This is a genomic window from Salegentibacter sp. BLCTC, from assembly GCF_015143665.1.
Classification (GTDB): Bacteria; Bacteroidota; Bacteroidia; order Flavobacteriales; family Flavobacteriaceae; genus Salegentibacter; species Salegentibacter maritimus.
In genome coordinates this window covers 30,374-56,103 of the sequence record NZ_WYEW01000003.1, presented here as the reverse complement: position 1 = coordinate 56,103, position 25,730 = coordinate 30,374, and the positions used below count along the sequence as shown (strand labels likewise).

Below are 25,730 nucleotides of genomic sequence, written 5' to 3'. Positions count from 1 at the left end.
AATGTGCTAATTTACTCAAGATTTAATTCTCAGGGGTTTAGTCGAAATCATTTTTTGCCCTTTAAGGCCTTGTTGTTTTAACAAATGGCAATGTACTCAATTCCCGGTTACCCGAATGTTATCAATATCATAAGTAGTGCTTTTATCTGGTGCGGCGCCCAAATACCTGAAAGCAAAATGAACCTGCCCCTTTAAACAAGAAATATCAATCTTACTTTTTACAAAACCCCTACCGTATTGATTGGTGGGGCCTATAGGAATTATCGCATCTAAAGTTTTCCATGTAGTGCTAACTACATTACCGGTAAATTCTTCGGCAATTAAAACACTTAAAATAGTTGCGTTATCGTAAGAAGCCATAATTTCAAAAGATAATTGGGCGTCTAACACAGTACTTAAATCTATTGCCGGGCTCACCAACCAGGCTTCCAGTGGAGTTTCTTCAGAATTAAAAGCCGAGATTCGCACATACCTGTTACCATCAAAAGTTCCGGGTTCAAACTTTTTACCTCCGTTTACATTGATATTTGTCCACCCTGAATTTTCCAAAGAGGCAAGACTGGTAATATTGGTAAAATTTTCTTCAAAAATAACATCTATTCCTTCAGAAGTATTGTTTGAGCAATGTAAAAACTCAGGATCACAGCGTTCAGCATTAAAACTTAAATCATCGGGGGAATTTACAGCGATCACAAAATAATCATCAAAAAAATTACGCGTTAACACGCCTTTTACACTCCCTGATTCTTTGGGCAAATACAAAGATTTAAATCCGGAAAAAGTACTTGTACCAAGCATGGTACTGCCACCTGTGCTACAACTCTCCAATTGCCTTTCCCCATCATATTCATCGGTCACTTCCCCGGCAAAAGTATAGTGATGATTCTCTCTTAATAGATTTCGGTTGAATTGAACATCCTGAATTTCAATAAATAAGTTTTCGTGCATTTCCTTAAATTCTGAAATTTCTAATGGAAGCGGAACAATTTCAGCTGTTTCAGTAGTTCTAAGAATGTGATCGTCTATTCTGGAGGGCGGGATCGCTACCACATCCCCCCTATTTTGAACCCCTAACTGGTGTACTCCGTTATTAGACCATAAAGCAAGCCCATCTAATTTCACATAGATTTTACGGCCAAAATTATAAGTCTCAAACAGCGAATTGTCATCTACCAATAAAAGGATTCCCGCATTAGGATTTTCAGGTTTATCCTGTAACACCAACTCTTTATAAAAATTACCTCCTTCATCGCTAGAAACAACATAAGCCTCCATCCAGGTATTGGTTTCAGAAAACACATAAATCTCTTCGCTTTCGGGCTTAAAATTGCTTTTTACGGCTGAAATTCCGGTAATATCACCTTCTATATTCACCTCCTTAATTTCAGTTCCTGGCAATTGAAAATCATCGGTTTTTACACATGAAATTTGCAGAAACACCCAAAAAAAGACCAGCCATATTATTAATTTTTTCATCTCAGCAGTATTAAAATCGTATATAGATCATAGCAAAATAAGAAGCACCGGTTCCATACCAGTATTTTGGGCCAAAAATGGGGATTTCCCTCTCCCGGTCTTGTTTTAAGGTTCGGTAGTTCGCATTTCGGGATTGCTCAAAGCCACCCGTTTTATAGAGTTTATCAAAAATATTATTCAGACTTACAAAAAAACCTATAAATTTTCCTTTTACCAGCCAGGATTTACCACCTATGGCATTCACCAACATATAATCCTTAAACTGTTCTTGTTTTAGCATATCCCGGGCAATATTTTCGTCGAAATTTAAAATTGGGAGGCCATCGCTGTCATTCCTAAAATTTGCCGTTCTTGTTAAAGGACTTATATCTAAAAATGCGTGAGAAAAGAAATTGGCTGTAGTGGCAAAGAACCAATAATCGGCATCCCTATATTCAAAACCAATTTGGGCGGCTCTTTGAGGCCCGCCGGCAATTCGGTAATCTTTTAAATAAGAAGTTCCATAATCTACAATCTCATTAAAATCGTCTGAAGTTAAGTACAGGTTTGGGTTATTGTTATAAGTAAACTGCCCCAATGCCCAGGCTGCCTTTAATTTTATAGCCGGGGTTATTTTTGCTTCAAGCCCCATTTCTAAACCTATATATTGTTTATCTATTCCGCTTAAAACCTCCTGAACAAAAGCCGTGGTGCTATTTCTTCCCAGGCCTGACAGCCCATCGGCATAATAAAAAGAGATTTCGGTGGCGTTTTTTATTTGGGTATAATAAGCAGAGATTCTGGCTTTAATATTTGGAGATCTATAACGGTAACTAAAATCTATATTCTGAATTTGTTCGCTTTTAAGACCCTTTACAACCTCATTATTTTGTCGGGAATTTGAAAAGGAATTTCTAAGATTGGGCGGTTTAGAAAACCAGGCTGCATTAAAACCCAACAAGTGTTTTGCGGTAATTTTATAGTTTGCACCAATTTTTCCTCCAAAATCGGTGAAATTTAATTGTTCACTTTTGCCCAGGGAATTATCGGGATAATTGCCATTTTGAAATAGCCCATCTCGCTGATAAGATGTTTGGGAAGCCTTAGTGGCAGCATAAAAATCAAAGCGATCGTAATCGAAATTTAACTGGCCAAAGGCTTTGGCCGAATTCGCATAAAGTCGAAAATTATATTTGTAGGCCTCATTTTCGGTTACACTTCTATTTGAATTTTGAAGATCGCTTTGCGCCCTGTTTTCCAGGGAGGTTTCCCGGTCTCCTTCAGCAAAGAAATCTACATCAAGAAAAGTGTCCCCACCCAGCATATCTTTAATTGAGGCAAAATTATGTGAATTCAAATAGGCAAAGGCCAGTTTCCCATTTAGGTCTATATGCTCATTTATTTTAGCTGAAAGAATAGAGTTCAAATCAAATTTAAGATCGTCGTTTCTATCTTCAGCCAATGCGTATAAGGTATACCCGGCAGCTTTATTCGCATTATACAGCTGTTGCCAGTCTACTTGTCCATGCTCTTTAAACTCTTGTTGCGCCAGGTAAGCTGCTTCATAATTGGGATTGTCTTTAAAGCGCAAATAATAGCTGGGTAATTTTTGATAATAAGTAGGGTCTGGATTGGTGCCGCCACCTACATAACCCGACTGGCCATTAATTTCTACCTTTTTGGTCCCTCCAAAATCTATCCTTGAATTGCCGGTTTTTCCAAACTGAAAAGCGAAGTTATTATTGATGCTTATTTTCTCAGAAACATCCCAATAATGATTCAACATCAACACGGGTTCTTTTATTTCCCTAACCCGGGAATTTCTAATTCCTCCATCCTGGTAACCCCAGTAAGCATTATACTTTCGGCCTTTTAATTCGAAAACCTCTTCAGTATTGGGAGAAGACTTACCGCGGATATTCGGCGTATAAAAACCAGTAAAATTAAGACTATGTTTTTCATTAAAAGTTTTTTCAACCGAAAGGAAAAAACCATTGGCATCGTACAGGCTTCCGTCTACGTAAGCTTCTTTTGCAAACCTTCGAGAGGCCGAAACTGCATAAGCCCAGCCATTTTTCAACTCTCCTGAACCATAACTTGCCATGAACCTGCCATTATAACTCCTATTAGCCGCTGCGATAGAAGCTTTACCACCTTTGGCGTATTTTGAAGCCCGCATAATTATATTGGTAGTTCCGGCCAATCCGCCAAAACCAACTTCAGAAGGGCTAAGACCCATCGAAAAAACCTGGTTGCGCTGCACATCGTTTAATCCGCCCCATGCACTCCATTGGGGCCTACCGGTATAAACCTTATTCATTTCTACACCATTAATCAAAACCTTCCCGTGTTCGCTATCAAGTCCGCGAGGCCTAAAGAAAGTCTGACTAAAATCGAAAGCTGCCGCGTTAAGAAAAACATCGCGGGAAGCCTGTAAAAGGCCTGAGAGGTTCTCTATATACGCTTCATCCTCATCTAGCTCGGCATCAGAAAGACTTATAGTACTTATTTGATTGGCATAGTCGGTTACAACAGGCTGCATAAGAATAAGTCCCATATCTTTAATCCCTGCTTTTTCGATAATTACCGGGATTCTAAGTAGTTTGTAATTGGCCAGGCTTATTTTTAAAATATGTTCGCCGGTTGGGAGATCTTTGCCGGTAAGTATAAAAGTGCCATCTTCAGCAGAAAGGGTTTCAAAAAAGCTTTCCTCGATTTGAACTTTGGCGCCCGATAATTCTTTATAGGTTTGCGCATCTACCAACTTTCCTTTCAGCGAAATTTCCTGTGCTAAAGAGCCAGAAAACGCCAATGCAAAAAAGAACATAAAAATTAAAAATTTCATAGCCAGGTAGTGTCATATTCAATATAAGTTAAGATATTTAAGAGTTAAAAATCAAAATATCAACACTTTACAACAATAATTTAGCGTTAATGTAAGACTATGAGTACCCGTATTTTTCCCCTTTTTGTTTTTTGTCTGTTATTCCTTTTAGGAGTTGAAAGAGGATTCTCACAGGAAAAGGAGTATAAAATTATAAGTGTTGCCTTTTATAATGTTGAAAATTTATTTGACACCGAAGATAATCCGTTCACTTTTGATGATGATCGTACCCCGAAAGGAGATGATGTTTGGACCCAGGAGAAATACCAGGATAAAGTGCAAAAACTAGCCAGGGTTATTACTGAAATAGGCTTTGAAACCACAAATCAGCCTCCAGCAATTGTAGGCGTCTGTGAAGTGGAGAACCGGAGAGTTTTAGAAGACTTAATCAATGAACCTAAACTAAAACAATACGACTATGGTATTGTACATTATAACTCTCCAGATCGCCGTGGAATTGATGTTGCTTTATTATACCGAAAGGATATTTTTAAATTAGAAAATTCAGTTTCTCACGAATTATTGATCTACAACAGCAAAGAACCCGATAAAAGGGTTTACACCAGGGATCAGCTGGTAGTTAGTGGTAATATAGATGGTGAAAAGTTACATTTTATTGTAAATCACTGGCCTTCCCGAAGTGGTGGAGAAACAGCAAGCAGTTACAAACGGGAAAAAGCGGCGGCACTAAATAAAATTATCCTTGATTCCATTTTTAAAAAAGAACCTTTAGCCAGGGTAATAAGCATGGGCGATTTTAATGATGACCCTACCAATAAAAGCTTTAAAGAAGTCTTGAAAACCAAAGCTGATGCAACAGGCCTAAATCCGCATCAATTATATAATCCTATGGAGCCTATGCTGAAAAAGGGAATGGGGACACTAGCCTACCGGGATGGCTGGAATTTATTTGATCAAATTCTTGTATCGGGTGCATTAACAACAAAGGATTATTCAGGCTTTCAATTTTATAAAGCAGGCATTTTTAATAAGAAATATCTTATCACTAAAAACGGACAATACAAAGGTTATCCCTTTAGAAGCTATGGCTATTCGGGATATCAGGGCGGTTATAGTGACCATTTTCCCGTGTATATCTATCTTGTAAAACAAGTGAGCTCTACATCAAATAAGAATTAAATAAAATACCCCGCGATAGGCTCACGAGGTATATATTAAAATTTCTTTTAGATTTCGCGCTTAGCTACCCGGCATTAAATCTAGCTTATCGGGAAAAAACAACTGTTTATTAAAACCAGGCACTCCATGGAATTCGGGATAACATCACCAATAATCCAAGGGTATAAAAAATAGCCAGGGTTTTAAACTTGGGCTTTGAGGTAAGCTTATTCTTATGCTTAGAATATCCAATGGTTATTAATACCAAAGCAATAATCATCATTAAAGGGTGCTCCATGATGTAAAGTCTAAGTGTAGGATCTGGCATAACCGTGCCCATACCTTTTTCTAATAATACAGAAAAATAAGGGGAAGTAAAATATAAGACCACTCCTATTAAAAGCTGAATATGGGATGTGATAAGTGTAAAAAGAGCAATTCTAAAATTGGTGGCTCCGTACTCTTTATTTGAAGCATATCCAATAATTGCATTTAAGGAGGCAACAAATAAAACAATAAGCACTAAATAGGCCCAATAAGAATGTATGAATTGTACTGTTGGATACATAGAAATAATTTTTTAGTAAATATAGGATTTTCTATAACAAAGCTACTCAATTATAGGTTAGTTTATACCACACTTCAGCATTTCTAAATTAATCAAAAAACAACACCAAACACCTAAAAAATGATGTTTATTTAATTTTATGGCATTTTAATTGATACATAACCAATTAACCAGCCTTTCTATTATACTTTTAATTTTCGAGTACTAACTGTTAAATAATCTATCTTATGAAACCCAAGAAAAATCCAAAAGCCGATCTTCGAAAAAAATCAAATTTGTTTCTATCCTTCGGACTTATCCTTGCTTTACTGGCCAGTTTTCTGCTAATAGAATGGAAGGTTTATGATAAAAAAGACATCAGCTCACAAAAAGTATATTTTGATGCGCTGGATACCGAGGAAATTCCAATTACCCAGCTGGCGACCACTCCACCGCCCAAGCCACCGGTAATTCCCGATGTAATAGATGTTGTTGAAGACGATCCCGAGCTTGAGGAAGACGAGATAGAGTCTAGCGAGATAAACCTGGACGATATTGTAGAGCCCGGGGAAATAATTGAACCTGAAAACGTAGAAGAACCAGATGCAGTACCTTTTATCTTACTGGAAGATGTCCCCATATTTCCGGGCTGCGAAGCCTTAAAAGACAATAGCAAAAGAAAAGCCTGTATGACCGAAAAAATTACTGCTTACGTAAATAAAAATTTTAATAAAGAGCTGGGTAGCGAATTAGGCTTATCTGGAATAAACCGCATCAACATTCTTTTTCAAATTAATACCGAAGGAGAAATAGTAAACATACAGGCACGGGCACCACATCCACAACTGGAAGACGAAGCCAAAAGAGTTATAAGATCTTTACCAAAAATGAAACCGGGAAAACAACGTGGAAAACCTGTTAATGTAAACTATTCATTACCTATAATTTTCCAGGTTCAAAATTGATATCACAGTACAACTAAGAAATTTGTTTTTATAATAAGCTTCTAGAAGAAACGCAAAAAAATTATCAAGGCTGGAAACCTTATTGGCACCGCCAAAGGGTGTAATACCCCGAGGAAGTTTACTGATAAATAAAACTCGAATAGCAAAAGAGTTTTAACCAGTAGAGATTAGGCTCGTAGAACTAAAAAAGGTAACAGGTAATTAGAAAATATTAACTCCTGAATATGCTAAGAAAAATCAGAAATTAGTTTATCTTTTATTGATACAATAGTCATGTAAAAGAATAATTATGATTGCCGCTGTTACCTTATTTTTTATCATCACCCTTTCAGCCTTAATTACACGCATTGCAGCTATTGCTTTGGCCCACACGGGACTTTCTACCCAAATAGCAAGGTTTCAGGCTCGCTCTGCATATACAGGCTCGGGTTTTACTTCCTCAGAAACTGAGAAAATAATGAACCACCCGGTTCGTAGAAAGATCATTTACAGCCTTATGCTTATTGGTAATGCCGGTATTGTAACCGCTATGTCTTCCTTAATTTTAACCTTTGTGTTACCAGAGAGCAATGCCTCAAGGCTATACGGTTTACTAATTGTAGTGGTAGGACTCGGCATATTATGGTGGGCCATTAGAAGCGATTGGGTAGACCGCGGACTATCTAAAGTGATTAATAGAATGCTAAAAAAATACACCGATATAAATGTACAGGATTATGCGGCCGTATTACACTTACACGACAATTACCACGTGAGTGAAATGCGTGTAGAAAAAGACAGTTGGCTAGCCAATAAAACACTACTGGAGCTAAATCTTAGAAAAGAAGGTATAACCGTATTGGGAATAGACAGAAAAGGTGAAGGTTATTTAGGTTCCCCATCGGGAAATTCAAAAATTTTACCACAAGATGTTATTACCGTGTACGGCAAAGCAGAAGTTTTTGAAAGCATCTATAAAAGATCGCGCGATATTGGCGGGGAAATACAACATCAAAAATTTGTTGAAAAGGAAGCCGACAGGAAAAAGCAGGAAGAAGGTAAGGATTAAGAAAAAGCTAAAGAATAGCTTTCTTTATCATATTAAAAAGGCTTCTTAATAGAAACTATAAGAGTGTAAAACGCGGTATAATTAAAGTCATTCTAAGAAACCACTCAAAATAAAAAGGCCGTCTAAAATTGCTTTTAGACGGCCTTTTTTGTGATCTTTTATTCTATTAACTAGAAGTTATATCTTACAGAAAAGTTCCAGGTAAGTCCGTTACCATAATAGTAACCATACTGATCGCGTTGGTTTATATACTCGTTGTCGAAAAGGTTATAAACATTTCCTCGCAACTGAATATTTTGATTTCCGAATCTAAACTTATAAGATGCTCCAAGATCCACAAGGGTGTAGGCATCAAGTTTTTCCGATTGGTATGAATCACCTGTTAAAGAAGCCAAAGCTACATCTTCAACATCTACAAAACCATAAAGATTAGCATAATGATTAACATTGGCATCAATACTAAAATCTTTTGTAACATCTAAATCAGCACCAAGACCAAAAGATGTTTGAGGAGCCAATCCTACTTTTGTCCCGGTAAGTTCTATGCCATTAAGTTCCTCTATAAAACTTGAAGTGTTCTCATCACGAATTCTAATATTCGTAGTACCATCATACTCCCAGTTACCAACAGTTGCGTAACCATTAAGGGTTAAACCAAACACTGGTTTCCAGTGAATATCTAATTCTAGGCCTTTATGCACCTGTCCAATACCATCAAATAAAAATGAAACATCATCAAAATCTATAACTCCGTCACCATCCTGGTCGTATTCCCCTCCAGCATTTAAGAAACGGTTTTCCCATTTTGTATAGTATCCATTCAAATTAGCTCTGAAATTTCTGGCTTCAAACTTGTAACCAGCCTCGAAACCGGTAATATCTTCATTATCTACTCCATTTTCAGCTACCATAGTATTATCATCATAGCTTGGGAAAAGGTTATCAAGGAAAGGTTGACGTGAATATCTACCAACATTTACGAAAATAATGTTTTCTTCGTTGATATTATAAGATCCACCACCTTTTAAATTATAACCACCTTTATTTATTGTTTCAGATTCCTTCGTGTTGGCAAAATTTCCTCTGTCTGTTCTTTGGTAAGACTGGTTTGACAACGCCCCCTGGAAAAATACAGAAAATTTATCAGTTGCATACTCTACTTGTGCAAAACCACCTTGATAATTTATATCTTCTGAGTAATCATAGTCAATTCTTTCTCCCTCATCAGCATAATTAAACAAAGCATCCCAAGGGTTTGGATTAAAAGTTTGACTTACCACATAGTCATCAGGACGTCCACCAAGAGGTTCAACTCTACCTTGAAGACCTAATAGATTAGTTAGCTGACGGAAGTGATCTCCTGTGTAAAATCTTAAATCTCCACCAACGTTGAAGGTCCATCCAGTTTGAGTATCGTAGCTATAATTTGCAACAGTTCCATACCATGCATGATTATTAACAGAAGCTCTTAATACAGTCCCTGTACGGTCTCTACTTAATCCATCTGCAATAGAAGCATTAGATTCATTTACAATATAGTTCCAATCAATTAGACCATCTGTTGCAAAGTTGTAAGCTCCACGAGTATCAGGGTTATTATCGTTATCAATATATCCTACTCCGTTACCATAATCTCCGGTACCGCCACCTCGACCAAAGGACGCATAAACAACAGTAGACAAATTAGATTTCTCTGAGATATTCCAATCCCAGTTTAAGTTCATGACTGGTTTGTGATAGTAATTTCTTCTTAGAGTTTGGTACTCTCCATTTAAGAAGCCATAGTTATTATTATATTTTATTCCGTATCTATCATAAAGATCCTGACTCTTTGAGAAGTTCTGATCGTGCCATTGTGGAGCTCCGGTTAAAAGGAAGTTGAAGTTATGATCCCCAAGCACCTTACCAACAGAAAAGAAGTAGTTTTGTCCCTGTCCTCTAGTCCCATCAGCATATTTACTATGTGCTTGCCAATGATCTAAAAGGAAAGAAAATCCCCATCCATTATCATTTACTCCAGTATCGTAACCAACTGTTCCTTTAAGGTAACTTCCGTTACCAACCATAGCTCTGGCAAAACCACCTTCAGTTTTATCAGTGGCTTTTGTAACGATATTGACAGTACCTCCAACAGAAGAAATTGCAAGTTTAGAAGAACCAAGTCCTCTTTGTACCTGAACGGCATTAGCGATATCTGACATACCCGACCAGTTTGACCAGTATACGTTACCATCTTCCATACCATTAATAGGCTGACCATTTAAAAGGAAAGCAGTATTATTTTGGCTAAATCCACGTAAAAACATTTGAGAATCACCAAATCCTCCGGCCTGGTTAGATACATACACAGAAGGTGTGTTTTTCATTATTTCCGGAAACTCAACATTTCCAGAGGCTTTCTTCTGTATTTCATTCCTGGTAATTGTTGAAACCGCAATTGGAGTCCTACGATCTTCCTCTAAATCAATTACTCCAGAACCAACTACAACAACCTCAGATAATGCATTATCATCTACATCAATCACTATTCTACCTAAATCTCTAGTTGCCCCATTAGCAACCTTAAAAGGTATAGATTGTGTTTTGTAACCAACAAAGCTAATTTGTAGTTTTCCAGAACTACGTTCAACTTCAATTGAGAACTTTCCGTCAAAATCAGTTGTTGTCCCGGTACTTCCACCAGCAACCATAACCGTAGCCCCAGGTAGTGGAGCGTTCATTTCCGAATCTATCACCGTACCGGTAATAGTTCCTTGAGCAAAAATTGTAGCTGATGTTAAAAACAACGCTAATGCTAATAATTTCCTCATGTTTAAAATTTGTTTGTTTTGAGTTTAAATTTCGATGCAAATGAAGTCAAATCTTTCAAATCCCGGTTTATCAGAATGTTAATAAATTTAACTTTAACATCTCTTTCGCTGCAAAACTAAAACAAAATTTTAACTATTTGATTCTTTGGAAACTAATGATTTGCACAAATTGTTAACAAAACAACTATTTTTACTTAAAAAACACCTCTAAAAGCTTTTTAGTAGAAGAATCGTGATTTTTAACCGATTTATCTTCGATTTCCGCAAGAATTTTACTCGCAAGCTGCTTACCCAGTTCAACACCCCATTGATCGTAGCTATAGATGTTCCAAATCACCCCCTGTACAAAGATTTTATGTTCATACATAGCGATAATTTTCCCTAAACTTTCGGGGGTTAGTTTATTTATTAGCAAAGTATTAGTAGGCTTATTCCCCTCAAATTCCTTAAAAGGCACCAATTGCTCTATCTCATCTGTCGATAAGCCCTGGGCCTCCAATTCTTTTTTAACTTCTTCTTTACTTTTCCCCTGAAGCAAGGCTTCGGTTTGAGCAAAGAAATTAGCCATTAGTTTGTTATGATGGTCTTTATCCTGGTGTAAAGACTCTTTAAACCCAATAAAATCTGCCGGGATCAATTTAGTTCCCTGGTGGATTAATTGAAAAAAAGCATGTTGAGAATTGGTTCCAGGTTCACCCCAAATAAGGGTACCGGTTTGATAATCTACTTTTTTCCCATTTCTACCCACACTCTTCCCATTACTTTCCATAATAGCCTGCTGCAAATAAGCCGGAAGCCTGTTTAAGTATTGTGTATAAGGAATTACCGCTTCGCTTTCTGCCTTGTAAAAATTATTATACCAAATACTTAACAATGCAAGCTGAACCGGAATATTTCCTTTAAAATCTGAAGTTCTAAAATGCTCATCCATTTTATGAGCACCCTTCAACAGGGCTTCAAAATTATTATAACCTACCGCCAAACTTATAGACAGTCCCACGGCACTCCATAGCGAAAAACGTCCTCCAACCCAATCCCACATGGGGAATACATTTTCTATAGCAATACCAAATTCCTCTACCTTTTTTAAGTTGGTAGAAACAGCCACAAAATGCTTAGATACCGCGTCTTCTGGTGCTGTTTTTCTAAACCAGTTTCTAATTGTTGTGGCATTAGAAAGGGTTTCCTGAGTAGTAAAGGTTTTTGAAACTACCAGAAATAAAGTAGTTTCAGGGTTTAAATTCTTTATGGTTTCATAAACATGATCGCCGTCTACATTAGATACATAATGAACCTTTAAATGATTATGATAATATTTCAACGACTCGGTAACCATTACGGGGCCAAGATCTGAACCTCCAATTCCAATATTTACGATATCGGTAAAGGCCTTCCCGGTATACCCCTTTTTCTCTCCACTTATAATCTTTTCAGAAAAACTGCTAATCTTCCTTTTCACTTCCTGCACCTCAGGGACCACATCCTGGTTATATACCTCTATATTAACATCAGCAGGGGCTCTTAATGCTGTGTGCAAAACCGCACGGTTCTCAGTTCTATTAATCGCATCTCCACCAAAATAAGAATTTATTGCAGCAGTAAGATCACAGTCTTCTGCCAACTCCAACAACAAATCTCTGGTTTCCGCTGTAATTCTATTTTTACTGTAATCCAGATAAAAATCTTCCCAGGCAATAGAAAACTCTGAAGCTCTTTCAGAATCCTTCTCAAATAACTCTTTAAGTTTCAATTGCTCCACCTGGCTAAAATGCTTTTCTAATTTTTTCCAGGCTGTGGTTTGGGTTGGATTAATATTTTTCATTTTTATTTAATTTTTCGGCTTTGCCTAAACTTTTATTTATCTTAAAATTACACGCACCTTCTATACTTTCGATCTTTAAACCGAAAAAATAGAAGCTTTCATCTATCATGAGAACTTAGTTCTTGCTTTCTAAATCTCTTTATAAGGGATTCCGTCTAATGAGGTTTTCAAATCTTCAATCGCTGCAAGATATTTGTCCTTATGCTCTGGCTCTATATGCTTGGCAGTTGGCAGTTTTTGGCGGTAAGGGTCTACCTGCTTTCCATGAACCCAAAAACGATAACACACATGAGGCCCTGTAGCCAGGCCTGTACTCCCAACAAAACCAATAACATCTCCTTGTTTCACACGTTGGCCGTTTCTAACATTTCGTTTACTCATGTGCAAATACTGGGTTGTATATTTATCGTTATGCCTTACTTTAACATAGTTCCCATTACCTGAAGTATAACTGGAAGCTATTACCGTTCCGTCGGCAGTACTTACAATGGGTGTTCCGTGTGCTGCCGCATAATCGGTTCCAAGGTGAGCTTTCCAACGTTTTTGAACAGGATGAAACCTCCTTTTCGTATATCTTGAAGAGATTCGGCTGTAATTTAGGGGCGCTTTTAAAAAGAAACTTTGCAAAGATTTAGCTTCTTCATCGTAAAAACTAGGTTGCCCGGTCACCGAATCTGTCTTGTACGCAAAAGCATAAAAAGACCTATCTTCATGTTTAAAAACAGCGGCCTCCACATTTTCTATTCCCGCAAAAATAGTATCATCTATATATTTTTCAGAATAAATCATTTTAAATTGATCTCCTTTCTGGAGCTTAAAAAAGTCGATACTCCATTGATATATATCAGAAAGCTCATACACCAACAAATTGCTCAATCCCTGTTCTGCAACTGCTTCTGAAAGCGAAGAGCTCACCACACCGGAAACCTCCCTCTTTTTTATAGTAACAGGCTTCTTTTTACGTGCTGCACTAATACTATCGCCAATGCCCACCACGGTATAGTTTATCCTATCGTTTTGATAGATAAAATACTGAGGCGTCCTGGCCGAATCTTTTGATTTAAGAATCATGTATTTTCTACCGGCCGTGATCCTTGCGGGATTAAAGGTATCTTTTACCTTCTCTGAAATCTGATATATTTTTCCCCTGTCTACTCCGTGCTGATCTAAAAGATAACCAAAACTATCTCCCGATTCTATAACACCATTTACCACCTCATAGTCATCCAAAATAAAGCCGAACTCCTTTTTTACAGGCTTGGGCGCCTTTTTTTCGGCTTTCTCAGCATTTAACGCCGTTTCTTTTGTATTATCTTCACAGGCTGTAAAAGCCAATATCAATATTAGTAGGAAACTTAATTTTTTCAATTTTCTAGTAGTTTTTCTTTTCTGTATTAAACATATGGTTTACCCATTCTCTACCCCAATTTTCCAATTCTTCTTCACTCCATAAATAAGGAAAAAAACTATTTTTTTGAAATGTAGGTGGTAAAAATTCCTTCCAATTTGTACCGCCGGTAGCTGCAACCGCCTCTCTATCCTTATTTAAGTACCTATAAGCTGCCCCCATATGCATTAAGGGCCAGTTTACATTTACATAAGTATCAAAATTACGCAATGCTTCCTTTAAAAACTTATTATTTTTAACCGAATCTGGCAGTTCTTTATATTTATGAAAAAGAGTTCTTCCTTTATACTCTGAAGCTATTCGCAAGAAACGCGACGTATAGCGCTTTTCGAATTGCCTAAGTGTTAAAGTCTTTTCGCTGGTTTTAAGATCTATACCTCCTTCTTTCCAGTAAATATTTTCGTACAATTCCTCCAGGCTATTTTCTTCTGAAAATTTATCCCTAAGTTCATAAGAAACCAAATTTTCCAGGGGCGTAGCATACATTTCTATCATTCTAAATTGTGCTGATTGAAATCCGCTTGCCGGCAATAAAGACATTCTAAATTTTAGAAATTGTTTACGCTCCATCCCTTTTATCATCACATCAAAGGAATCGGTTAGAATTCTAAAATAACGATTTAAACGATTGTATTTTTCAATTAAAAAATCGGCATCTGGCGATTCTTTTTCAATTATTTGCCGCTGTTCATGGATTATAAGCTTAAAATATAGCTCTGTAATTTGATGATAGGAAATAAAAATTTTCTCATCGGGAAAATGAGTTAGGGTTTTTTGTAAACTCAAAAGGGTATCTATACTTAAATAATCCCAATACGTGAGATACCTATCATGCAAAAGCCCATCTAAATAGGAAGCCAAATCCTGACCTGAATTTTTAAACTTTTCCTCTAATGCAAAAATGCGCTCTGCAATTTCCGGCTTTATTTCCATGTACTATTTCATAATTATTTTAAACGGATGCTTTAAACCTTTGTATGCATCTAAATCGGCATCGAGGGAACCAACCGCAAGATTTGCTTCTATTTTAAGAGGAAGCCTATTTGCATCGTCACTTACCCAAAAAGTAAGGCTTTCTTTCTCTTTAAAAACCCTTCCGGCCATTACATAAGGTCTAAACTTTAAAGTAGCAACTTTCCCAAACTTGGTTCTAATCACCTCCCTACCAAGAAATTTCAATTTGAAATCCATATTCTCATCATCTATAAAAAGATTGAGTCGCATTTCATCTCCGGGCCTAAGCTCGTCGTTCTTAATATTGTTGCGAATATAATAAAATGCCGATAACATATCGTGCACATTTGGCTTGGTAGTGTATGTGTGATGCTCATTATGCTTTCTATCAAAAACATAGGCCTTATTATCGCTATGATTAAAGTCTATTTCCAGGTCTTTTGTATAACCACCTTCATCAATTTTACGGATAAACTTATAAGGTTTCCCATCTTGCTTATCTATAAAAGTTTGGTAATCGTCATCTACTTTAAAAAACCAATGCAACAAACCGGTAGACTTCCCCCTACCTTTTATATGATAGACAGATTCTCCCTTTATCCTGGTTTCATCTACCTCTAATGTAGCATAACTTGCGTTGAAAGGACCATAATGTATACGAAACTTAAACCATTCTCCGGCACCAAATGCCGTTTGTGGTTGCGCCTGAAGTACAAAGCCTGTAATAAGAAAGAGAAAAATTGTAAATAGACTTTTTTTCATACCAAATTTTTAAATACTGAATTTCAGATTGATTAGGCTAAGTATATTTACAATTTCTATTCCAAATGTATTAAAACAAAAAACCCCATCAAATTAATGAAGGGGTTTTTGTCTTATTAACCAACTAAAACTTAAATTATGAAAAAAATTTATTACATTATTGGTAACCACTCCAAAAATGCGAGCGCAAAATTCCACATTTAGTAGAGTATTAGCAACAATAAAATCAAGTTTAACACAAAACTTTTAGAAGGTATTTATTTTTAACACAAAACAATAATTTACTTCCATTTTTTGTGATTATCGCAAAGTTCCTCGCAAATCCTGCTCCCTTTCTATCGCTTCAAATAAAGCTTTAAAGTTGCCTTTTCCGAAAGATTGAGCTCCTTTTCGCTGAATAATCTCAAAAAACATAGTTGGACGATCTAAAACAGGCTTGGTGAAAATTTGCAAAAGATAACCCTCATCATCCCTATCTACCAATACCCCTAAGTCTTTTAAGGGTTCAAGATCTTCATCAATTTCACCAACCCTGTCTAACAAAGTGTCGTAATACGTGTCTGGAACATATAAAAATTCCACACCACGATCTCTAAGCTGGGTTACTGTTTCAATAATATTATCTGTTGCAAGCGCAATATGCTGCACACCTGCCCCGTGGTAAAAATCTATATATTCTTCAATTTGGGATTTTTTCTTTCCTTCAGCAGGTTCGTTTATCGGAAATTTAATCCTACCATTCCCATTACTCATCACCTTGCTCATTAAGGCCGTATAATCTGTAGAAATATCTTTATCATCAAAAGAGACCATTTGCGCAAAGCCCATTACTTTAGCATAAAAATCTACCCATTTATTCATCTCGTTCCAGCCTACATTTCCAACCATATGGTCTATATAATTTAAGCCCGTATCTTTTGCTTCTGCTTTCGTAGCATAAGCCTTATAGCCCGGTAAAAAAGGACCTTCATAATCTTTTCGCTCAACAAATAAGTGAATGGTCTCCCCATAGGTATGAATTCCGGAAATTACAGCTTTTCCATGCTCATCTTCCATTTCATAAGGAGCTACATAAGACTTTGCTCCACGTTTTGTAGTCTCTTCATAACTCTTTTTAGCGTCATCTACCCAAAGCGCCACCATTTTCACACCATCACCATGCTTATTGATATGGGCATTTATATTGCCATCTGGCTGTAAGGGAGAGGTGAGCACAATTCTAATTTTACCTTGTTGTAGCACATAAGAAACACTATCTTTTCTACCTGTTTCCAGACCAGAATAAGCTACCGGCTGAAAACCCCAGGCGTGCTGATAATAATAAGCCGCCTGCTTGGCATTACCCACATAAAGTTCAACAAAATCTGTTCCCAGGATTGGAAGAAAATCTTCAGCATCCTGCATTACCTTTTCTAATTTTAATGATGTGTTATCGGTTGTCATTTTTAAAGTTTTAATGCTGTTTTCAATTTTTTGTTATTTAAAATCTACACCCATTATTCTAACCAGGATTTATAATAGGTTTCATCGGCTATCTCCATAGCATCTTCGGTAAGCATAAGCGGCTTGAAGGTATCTACCATTACCGCCAACTCTTCGGTTTCTACCTGCCCAATACTTCGTTCTACAGCTCCAGGGTGAGGCCCATGTGGAATTCCCGCCGGATGCAAAGAGATATGCCCTGCCTCAATATCGTTTCTACTCATAAAATCGCCATCTACATAATAAAGCACCTCATCGCTATCTATGTTACTGTGACTATATGGTGCCGGTATACTTTCTGGATGATAATCATACTTACGCGGGCAAAAACTGCAAACTACAAAAGCATCGGTTTCAAAAGTTTGGTGCACCGGTGGCGGCTGATGAATCCTACCGGTTATGGGTTCAAAATCGTGAATAGAAAAAGCATAAGGATAATTATACCCATCGTAGCCCACCACATCAAATGGATGGGTAGCATAAACCATATCGAATATTTCGCCCTGCTTTTTCACTTTTATAATAAAATCGCCTTTCTCATTATTGGTCTCCAACTCATGAGGTTGCCTTAAATCGCGCTCACAAAAAGGCGAGTGCTCTAAAAGTTGCCCAAACCAGTTTCTATAGCGTTTTGGCGTATAGATTGGCCTTCTGGACTCAACAATAAACAAGCGATTATCTTCGTCATCAAAATCTATTTTATAAATAGTCCCCCTTGGGATTAACAGGTAATCGCCATATTTAAAATCAAGATTACCAAGGTGGGTTCTTAATTTACCTGTTCCTTTATGGACAAATAGCAATTCATCTGAGTCGGCATTTTTATAAAAATAGTCTTTTGTAGATCCTTGTGGAGAAGCCAAAGCAATATCTACATCGCTGTTAGTAAGAACCACTTTTCGGCTTTCAAGATAGTCTGGATTAGGCTTTACCTGAAACCCCTTAAAGCGATAAGACTTTATATTGTTGCCTACAGCTATTTTTGGTTTTACACTATAACTCCCTTTTACTTCTTTTACCTGGGTAGGGCGGTGCTCATGGTAAAGATTAGAAGACATGCCGTCAAAACCAATAGTACCAAAAAGCTGCTCGTAATAAAGACTTCCGTCGGGCTTTTTAAAAACCGTATGGCGTTTATGAGGAATTTTACCGAGTTTGTGATAAAAAGGCATAATTTGATATTTTTATTTAAATCGCAATTTCTAAAAGAATATTGAGAATTTGTTATTTTTTTCGGCATAATTTTACCTTAAAACAAATATCGGGAATTTTTAAAGAAACATTCTTAAAACATCTCTAAAAACAGGATTGTAGAATTTAAAATATTTTCAGCAAAAAGGCATTAAATCCTTATAGGGATCTTATTAAAACCAGAAGCCAAGACTAAAAAACCATTCACTAGCTTTAATTTCGGGCGAGTACGTATATTTTAACTCCAGAGGCCCCACAAAAGTATCTATACCATAACCTAATGCATAACCCGTATAATCTGGAGCGGTAAACCAGTTTCCGGAAGAGTACAACTTGTTACCTATATTGGCAATATTAGCGCCTAAAATCACATGATTTTTTCTGAAAATTTCATAATCAAACTCCAGGAGGCCTTTAATATAACTATCACCCGAAAGACTTATAAAATCATATCCGTAAAACGGAACAAAATTATTGATAAGGTTATTTCCGTAGCCACCCAGGGAAAAATCAAGTGTGTTACCCCCATTATTTCCTATTTTAAACCCTGCTTCAGTCACTATTCTGGTTGAAAATTTATTAAAAGGAGAGAAGGCATATCCTAAAGTCCCCTTAGCTATCGAAAATTCGGCAAAATCATTATTATAATCTGATGAAAACAGATATACGTGAAAGTCTCCATCAAAATAAACTCCCCTGGAAGGAAAGTATTTGTTATCGTAAGAATCATATTTTAAATACCCAAAAACACTATAAAAATGACTGTTTTCGAATAAGGTTTGTTCATTAAGAGCAGTGTCGGGGTCTACTAAAGTCTCAGATGCAATTTTCAGGTACTTATGCTCTGCCCCCAGACCAAATGAAAAAACCTGTTTAAACAAAGTCTCCACATATATTTGGTTTGTAAAGTCACGGTAATCTACATCTATCCTGTTTATACCAATATCTTCCAATTGGGCGTTTTCCCTGGCAAAATCAAAAGAAACCGGATGTTCAAATTTATTATACCGTGATTTTATCCCTATGCTCCAATAAAAACCTTTGTCTATGTAATAGTCGAAATTATATCTAAATTGGTCACCAACCACCAGATCCAGGGAGGCAACATCATTTGAAAACAGTAAACTTTTGCGGGTATAATTAATTAAGGCCCCAATATTATATAGTTCATCATAATGTAACCCCAAACGCAAAAGACTTTTATTTTCACTCTCTTCCATCTTCATGGCCAGCGTATAAAGCCCATCGTCGTTATTAGGAATTAACCGATAATTAATCCTATTAAAATTCCCGGAAGCCGAGAGGTTATTAATCCCACTATTTAAGTCTTTAAGGGTGAAATCTGTAAAATAATTAAGTCGTAATTTCCCCATAATATACGAACGCGGGTAGGCATTATTCCCCTCCAGGGTTAAGGTGCTTATTTGAAAAATATCTATAGCAGAAATCTTTACATTCTGGCGTTTAAGGCTTTGCCGTTCTGCCAACTTTTTAAGTTCGTCTACTCTTTTTAAAGCAGCAACCTCACCGGTATCTATAATTGCCTTCCCTTTTTCGAAAGACATTACCGAAAACGGACTTATATCGGGTTTAATATAAATATCGGTTTTGGGAATTTTCTCTTTCATATCGTTTATAGTACGAAAGTTGCTAATTTGGGTAAGGATATCAAACGCACTACTTAATTCTTCCCTATCTACCAAACTATCCTGCACATCTACTCCAATAATTACTTCTGCCCCTCTTTTTCTAAGTTCTTCTACCGGGTAATTATTCGCTACCCCACCATCTATCAACAATTTTCCATCTATTTTTACGGGACTAAAAACAGAAGGGATGGCACCGCTCGCAGAAACAGCTTGCGCAAAAGAACCTTCATCTAAAATCACTTCCTCCCCGGTTTCCACATCTGCAGCTATACAGAAAAACGGAATAGGCAATTTGCTAAAATCGTCTACATTTCCTAAATGCATTGTGAGTTGGGACATTAAATTGTAAATATTTTGCCCTCGCGAAAGCCCCGATGGTAAACCTATTTTAAAATTATCAAAAGGGAGGCTTAGTGCGTATTTTTCGGAATCTTCTTTTTCATAAAAAGATTTAGCGCTACGCGGAATATTATCCTGGATTAGGATATTGAAATTGGTCTCATGAAATATAGAATCTAATTGTTGCGCGGTATACCCTGAAGCATAAAGCCCCCCAACAATAGCCCCCATACTACTCCCGCCTATATAATCTATTCTAATTCCAGCTTCTTCTATAACTTTTAGAGCTCCAATATGAGCAAGGCCTTTTGCACCACCACCACTTAAAACCAAACCAACTTTTAAATCTTCCTCATCCTGGGCAAAACCAGGAAGGGCTAAAAGCAGAAAAATTAAAAGCAGTAGTTTTTTCATCTATCTATAATTTTAAAAGCTTATTAAGTTTCTTTTTTAGACTTATAATACTTGTAGATAATCGCGGCTTTAGAAACCCCAATAACTTCGGCCAGTTCTTTCTCTGAGGCTTCTTTTATTCGTTTTACCGATCTAAATTGTTTCAGTAATTCTATCACTGTCTTTTCACCGATTCCGCTTATCTCTTCCAACTCTGTATTTAACGCACTTTTACTTCTTTTGTTACGATGAAAAGTAATTCCAAACCTATGCGCCTCATTACGCAACTGTTGAATAATCTTTAGGGTTTCAGATTTCTTGTCTAAATAAAGAGGAATACTATCTCCCGGATAAAAAATCTCTTCCAAACGTTTCGCAATACCAATAATAGCAATTTTTCCACGCAGCCCTAAAGCTTCCAGGGCTTTTACCCCAGAAGAAAGCTGGCCTTTGCCACCATCAACAATAATTAACTGGGGCAAATCCTCGCCTTCATTCAACAAACGTTTATAGCGCCTAAAGACTACCTCTTCCATAGATGCGAAATCATCGGGGCCCTCTACGGTTTTAATATTAAATTTACGATAATCTTTTTTACTTGGTTTTCCATTTTTAAAAACCACACAGGCGGCTACGGGATTTGTTCCCTGTATGTTGGAATTATCAAAACATTCTATATGAGTGGGCGCTACCTGAAGCCGAAGATCCTCTTTCATTTGTGCCATAATGCGCTTCACATGCCTATCTGGATCTACAATCTTCATCTGTTTAAAGCGCTCCTGGCGGTAATACTTGGCATTTCGCTGCGATAATTCTACGATTTTCTTTTTATCGCCCAGTTTTGGGATGGTGACTTTTACATCTTCTCCTGCATCAACTTTAAAAGGAACATAGATTTCTTTTGATTTAGAGCTAAAACGCTGCCGTATTTCGGTAATTGCCAATTCCAGTAACTCCTCATCGGTTTCATCGAGTTTTTTCTTCATTTCTATGGTATGCGACCTAATAATTGCCCCATGGGAAAGCTGAAGAAAATTCACATAACCATAACCTTCATCTGAAACTATAGAAAATACATCTACATTCGTAATTTTTGGATTTACCACTGTAGATTTTGCCTGGTAATTCTCCAGCACATCAATTTTGTTTTTAATGCGCTGGGCATCTTCAAACTCCATCTTTTCAGCGTGCTGCTTCATTTGCTCCCTAAATTGTTGCAAAGATTCTTTAAAATTACCTTTTACAATCTGCCTAATTGCCTCAATGTTACTGTTATATTCGGCCTCAGGCTGTTTTGCCTCACAAGGGCCCTTACAGTTCCCCAAATGATATTCAAGACAAACTTTATACTTTCCGTTTCTTATTTTCTCTTCAGAGAGATCGTAATTGCAGGTTCTAAGCTTATACAAACCCTTAATAAGGTCCAGTAATGTATTTACCGTTTTAAAGCTAGTAAATGGCCCATAATATTCGCTGCCGTCCTTTACCAATTTTCGGGTTGGAAAAACTCTTGGGAATCGCTCATTTTTAATACAAATCCACGGATAGGTTTTATCGTCTTTAAGCATCACGTTAAACCGTGGCTGATGCTTTTTTATAAGATTGTTTTCCAAGAGCAAAGCATCGGTTTCAGATTCAACCACAATATGCTTTATCTCCTTTATCTTTTTTACCATTACCCCAATACGATGACTATCGTGACGCTTGGTAAAATAAGAGGTTACTCTTTTTTTTAGGTTTTTAGCCTTCCCTACATAAAGAATTTTTTGGTTTTTATCGTAATATTGATAAACACCAGGACTACTGGGCAAGGTTTGTAATTGTACTTCTAAAGCAGGCGTTTCCATCTTCCCAAAGGTAGAATTTATTATGGGTAGCTCTAAAAATTACGGCCACCTACAATTGTTAAATTTATATTAAATAAAAATCAAAGAAACCTGCCCGATATACTTATTTAAAAAGGTAAAGCCATAAATTTTATAATTTCTATAAAAAGATTGCATGGGTATTTTACTAACTTGCAGTATGGAGAAGACAGTAATTGGGCGTTTCGACAAGGCAGACTTCCCTGCTTTGCACCTGGAAGATATCGCTATTAAAATTGACACAGGGGCTTATACTTCATCAATTCATTGCGAGAATATCCTTGAGAAAGATGGGGTTTTAGAATGTATGTTCCTGGATGAAGAACATCCTCTCTACAATGGAAAAAAATTTACTTTTACCGATTATGATATTGTTTTTGTGCGCAGTAGCAACGGCATGATTCAAAAAAGATATCAAATAAACTCTACTATTAAAATTTTTAATAAGGTCTACAAAATTTCACTTTCTTTGTCCTCACGACAGGAAATGAGGTTTCCAGTATTAATTGGCCGAAAATTCCTTACCAAAAAATTCATAGTAGATACCGAATTAACTGACGTTTCTTACAATCTTAAACAACAATGAAAATAAAAATCCTTTCGCGTAATAGCCATCTTTACTCTACCAAACGACTAGTGGAAGCAGCTACCAAACGTAAACACGAAGTAGAAGTAGTAGATCCGCTAAAATGCGATATCGTAATTGAAAAGCGCAAACCCAATATATATTACAAAGGAGCCTATATAGAAGACGTAGACGCGGTAATACCACGAATTGGGGCTTCGGTCACTTTTTATGGAACCGCAGTAGTACGCCAGTTTGAGATGATGGGGGCCTTTACCACCACCGAATCGGAATCTCTTATTAGAAGTCGCGATAAATTGCGCAGCCTACAAGTGCTTTCCAGAGCTAAAATTGGACTTCCAAAAACGGTTTTCACCAACTACTCCAGAGATGTTTCGGGGGTTATAAAGCAAGTAGGCGGCACACCTTTGGTTATAAAACTACTGGAAGGAACCCAGGGAGTAGGTGTAGTTTTGGCAGAAACCAAAAATGCTGCAGAATCTGTTATTGAAGCTTTTAATGGCTTACAAGCTCGTGTAATTGTTCAGGAGTTCATCAAAGAAGCAAAAGGCGCAGATATTAGGGCCTTTGTGGTAGATGGCCACGTAATAGGTGCTATGAAAAGACAGGGTAAAGATGGAGAATTTAGATCTAATTTACACCGTGGTGGAAGCGCAGAGGTAGTAGAACTTACCGACGAAGAAGAAATAGCAGCCGTAAAAGCTACTAAAGCCATGGGACTTGGTGTTGCCGGAGTAGATATGCTTCAAAGTGCCCGCGGCCCATTAATTCTTGAGGTTAATTCTTCTCCAGGACTGGAAGGTATTGAAAGAGCCACCGGGAAAGATATCGCTAAATCTATTATAAGATATATAGAACGGAACGTTTAGTAGATGGCAAGAATAACCTGTGATAATGTCCTGGAAATCCTGGGCGAAAAAGTAAAACCCGGAAAAAGTGCCACGATCAACTTCAACATGGCCAAACTCTACACGACAACCTCGGTAGAAGTTCCGGTAATTATTGAACGCTCTAAGAAGCCGGGACCTGTGGTACTCATTACCGCCGGAATTCACGGCGATGAGATTAACGGGGTAGAAATTGTTCGGCAAATTATTTCTAAAGGAATCAACAAACCTCAAAAAGGGACTATTATTTGTATTCCCGTAGTCAACATTTTTGGATTTTTAAATTTACGTAGAGAATTTCCCGATGGGCGCGACTTAAACCGAATGTTTCCCGGAACAAAAAATGGATCGCTGGCCAGCCGTTTTGCATTTCAATTTGTTAAAAATATACTCCCCCTGGCCAACTTCTGTTTAGATTTTCATACCGGAGGTGCCAGCAGATTTAATGCCCCACAAATAAGGGTAAAGCGTGGGGATGAACAAAGCATTAAATATGCCCGTATTTTTAGCGCTCCATTTACCATTCACTCTAAAACAATCACAAAATCCTATCGTGAAACCTGTTCCAAAAAAGGAATTCCTGTACTCCTATTTGAGGGCGGAAAATCTAGAGACAGCAATAAAGAAATCGCAAAATTTGGAGTAGAAGGGGTGATGCGTATTTTGAGTTTTTTAGAAATGTTACAGCCAAAATTCGAATATCCAGATCCCATTGGCGATACCGTGGTTATTGAAAACAGTATTTGGATGCGCGCCAAATACAGCGGATTATTACATATAAAAATTCCTTGCGGGAAACATGTAGAAAAAGGTGAATATATTGGAACCATTACCGACCCCTATGGTAAATTTAGGCATAAAATAAAAGCCGTTAATACCGGCTACGTAATCAATATAAACGAATCGCCTATTGTATACCAGGGCGATGCTATTTTTCATATTTCAGCCCCAACTAAAGATGAATAAAACAGCACTCCGAAAGAAATACAAAAACTTACGCCTAGGGCTTTCTGAAGAAAAAATAGAGGAATTAAGCCTGGAAATAGCCAACAACCTTTTACAGCTACCCATTTGGCAAAAAGAATTTTATCATCTTTTTCTTAGTATAGCCGAACAAAAAGAAATTGCTACCGAATATATTTTACATATTCTGCAAGGCAAAGACAAAAATGTGGTGCTGTCTAAAACCAATATTCAGGAGCATACATTAGATCATTTTTTACTAACCGACAATAGTGTAATAAAGAAAAATAAATGGAATATCCCAGAACCCGAGGGAGGTATTGCCATTGCCCCAAACCAGCTTGATGTGGTTTTTGTGCCATTACTGGCATTTGATGAAACAGGGCACCGTATTGGTTATGGTAAGGGATTTTACGACAATTTTCTTAAGGAGTGTAAACCAGATGTACTAAAAATTGGGCTCTCATTTTTTAAAGCCGAGCCCGAATTTAAAGAAGTATTCAACAGCGATGTACCACTAGATTATTGCGTTACACCAAATAAGATATATAGCTTTAAAAATTAGGGAATTAAGAAGTTTTATGTTATTTTTAACAAAACT

General features: G+C 37.0%; 19 protein-coding genes. 7 read left to right on the top strand and 12 right to left on the bottom strand.

Annotation, left to right across the window (positions count from 1 at the left end):
* Positions 1 to 96: 96 nt before the first annotated feature.
* Together GUB10_RS03515 and GUB10_RS03510 are read right to left on the bottom strand one after the other, a co-directional pair.
* A complete protein-coding gene (locus GUB10_RS03515; protein ID WP_193710062.1) occupies positions 97 to 1,476 on the bottom strand; it encodes a DUF5689 domain-containing protein in 1,380 nt (459 codons plus the stop codon).
* A 10-nt stretch (positions 1,477 to 1,486) separates the two neighbouring features.
* Complete coding sequence (locus GUB10_RS03510; RefSeq protein WP_193710061.1) at positions 1,487 to 4,300, bottom strand: TonB-dependent receptor; 2,814 nt, start codon at positions 4,298 to 4,300, stop codon at positions 1,487 to 1,489.
* Positions 4,301 to 4,399: 99 nt separating this feature from the next.
* On the opposite strand from GUB10_RS03510, the gene GUB10_RS03505 reads away from it, so the two are divergent.
* Positions 4,400 to 5,479: an endonuclease/exonuclease/phosphatase family protein gene (locus tag GUB10_RS03505; RefSeq protein ID WP_227740298.1), complete on the top strand. Its 1,080-nt coding sequence runs from the start codon at positions 4,400 to 4,402 to the stop codon at positions 5,477 to 5,479.
* A gap of 109 nt (positions 5,480 to 5,588) precedes the next feature.
* Here the strand turns inward: GUB10_RS03505 and GUB10_RS03500 are convergent, their stop codons facing one another.
* Positions 5,589 to 6,026: a hypothetical protein gene (locus GUB10_RS03500; RefSeq protein WP_193710060.1), complete on the bottom strand. Its 438-nt coding sequence runs from the start codon at positions 6,024 to 6,026 to the stop codon at positions 5,589 to 5,591.
* 227 nt (positions 6,027 to 6,253) lie between these two features.
* On the opposite strand from GUB10_RS03500, the gene GUB10_RS03495 reads away from it, so the two are divergent.
* Together GUB10_RS03495 and GUB10_RS03490 are read left to right on the top strand one after the other, a co-directional pair.
* The gene (locus GUB10_RS03495; protein WP_193710059.1) at positions 6,254 to 6,970 is read left to right on the top strand and encodes an energy transducer TonB; all 717 of its coding nucleotides are present in this window, start codon (positions 6,254 to 6,256) and stop codon (positions 6,968 to 6,970) included.
* Positions 6,971 to 7,259: 289 nt separating this feature from the next.
* Entirely contained in the window at positions 7,260 to 8,018 is a 759-nt protein-coding gene (locus GUB10_RS03490; RefSeq protein ID WP_193710058.1) for a TrkA C-terminal domain-containing protein, read from the top strand.
* A 170-nt stretch (positions 8,019 to 8,188) separates the two neighbouring features.
* On the opposite strand, the gene GUB10_RS03485 is transcribed toward GUB10_RS03490, so the two are convergent.
* The 9 genes from GUB10_RS03485 to uvrC all read right to left on the bottom strand — a co-directional run bounded on the left by GUB10_RS03485 (position 8,189) and on the right by uvrC (position 22,675).
* Positions 8,189 to 10,828, bottom strand: a complete 2,640-nt coding sequence (locus tag GUB10_RS03485) for a TonB-dependent receptor (protein ID WP_193710057.1) — start codon at positions 10,826 to 10,828, stop codon at positions 8,189 to 8,191.
* 190 nt (positions 10,829 to 11,018) lie between these two features.
* Positions 11,019 to 12,650: a glucose-6-phosphate isomerase gene (gene pgi / locus GUB10_RS03480; RefSeq protein WP_193710056.1), complete on the bottom strand. Its 1,632-nt coding sequence runs from the start codon at positions 12,648 to 12,650 to the stop codon at positions 11,019 to 11,021.
* Between the two features lie 129 nt (positions 12,651 to 12,779).
* Positions 12,780 to 14,018 (bottom strand): peptidoglycan DD-metalloendopeptidase family protein, encoded by a 1,239-nt coding sequence (locus GUB10_RS03475; protein WP_193710055.1) that lies wholly within the window; start codon positions 14,016 to 14,018, stop codon positions 12,780 to 12,782.
* A 4-nt stretch (positions 14,019 to 14,022) separates the two neighbouring features.
* Complete coding sequence (locus tag GUB10_RS03470) at positions 14,023 to 14,991, bottom strand: tryptophan 2,3-dioxygenase family protein (protein ID WP_193710054.1); 969 nt, start codon at positions 14,989 to 14,991, stop codon at positions 14,023 to 14,025.
* Positions 14,992 to 14,994: 3 nt separating this feature from the next.
* Complete coding sequence (locus tag GUB10_RS03465; protein ID WP_193710053.1) at positions 14,995 to 15,774, bottom strand: DUF3108 domain-containing protein; 780 nt, start codon at positions 15,772 to 15,774, stop codon at positions 14,995 to 14,997.
* Positions 15,775 to 16,074: 300 nt separating this feature from the next.
* Entirely contained in the window at positions 16,075 to 17,217 is a 1,143-nt protein-coding gene (gene hppD, locus GUB10_RS03460) for a 4-hydroxyphenylpyruvate dioxygenase (protein ID WP_193710052.1), read from the bottom strand.
* 53 nt (positions 17,218 to 17,270) lie between these two features.
* Positions 17,271 to 18,428 carry a homogentisate 1,2-dioxygenase gene (locus tag GUB10_RS03455; protein ID WP_193710051.1) on the bottom strand — a complete coding sequence of 386 codons (1,158 nt, stop codon included), beginning with the start codon at positions 18,426 to 18,428 and terminating at the stop codon, positions 17,271 to 17,273.
* Positions 18,429 to 18,620: 192 nt separating this feature from the next.
* Complete coding sequence (locus GUB10_RS03450; RefSeq protein WP_193710050.1) at positions 18,621 to 20,849, bottom strand: patatin-like phospholipase family protein; 2,229 nt, start codon at positions 20,847 to 20,849, stop codon at positions 18,621 to 18,623.
* A gap of 23 nt (positions 20,850 to 20,872) precedes the next feature.
* A complete protein-coding gene (uvrC, locus tag GUB10_RS03445; protein WP_193710049.1) occupies positions 20,873 to 22,675 on the bottom strand; it encodes an excinuclease ABC subunit UvrC in 1,803 nt (600 codons plus the stop codon).
* A 178-nt stretch (positions 22,676 to 22,853) separates the two neighbouring features.
* Between uvrC and GUB10_RS03440 the strand changes: the two genes are divergently transcribed.
* Genes GUB10_RS03440 through GUB10_RS03425 form a run of 4 tightly spaced genes read left to right on the top strand, consistent with a single transcriptional unit; the run spans position 22,854 to position 25,694 of the window.
* Positions 22,854 to 23,279, top strand: coding sequence for a RimK/LysX family protein (locus tag GUB10_RS03440; protein WP_193710609.1), 426 nt, complete (start codon positions 22,854 to 22,856; stop codon positions 23,277 to 23,279).
* Positions 23,276 to 24,148, top strand: a complete 873-nt coding sequence (gene rimK / locus GUB10_RS03435) for a 30S ribosomal protein S6--L-glutamate ligase (RefSeq protein WP_193710048.1) — start codon at positions 23,276 to 23,278, stop codon at positions 24,146 to 24,148. The genes GUB10_RS03440 and rimK overlap by 4 nt, the downstream gene beginning before the upstream one ends.
* A 3-nt stretch (positions 24,149 to 24,151) precedes the next feature.
* The gene (locus GUB10_RS03430) at positions 24,152 to 25,132 is read left to right on the top strand and encodes a succinylglutamate desuccinylase/aspartoacylase family protein (protein WP_193710047.1); all 981 of its coding nucleotides are present in this window, start codon (positions 24,152 to 24,154) and stop codon (positions 25,130 to 25,132) included.
* Positions 25,125 to 25,694 carry a 5-formyltetrahydrofolate cyclo-ligase gene (locus tag GUB10_RS03425; RefSeq protein ID WP_193710046.1) on the top strand — a complete coding sequence of 190 codons (570 nt, stop codon included), beginning with the start codon at positions 25,125 to 25,127 and terminating at the stop codon, positions 25,692 to 25,694. Before GUB10_RS03430 ends, GUB10_RS03425 begins: the two co-directional genes overlap by 8 nt.
* The last annotated feature ends 36 nt before the right edge of the window (positions 25,695 to 25,730 follow it).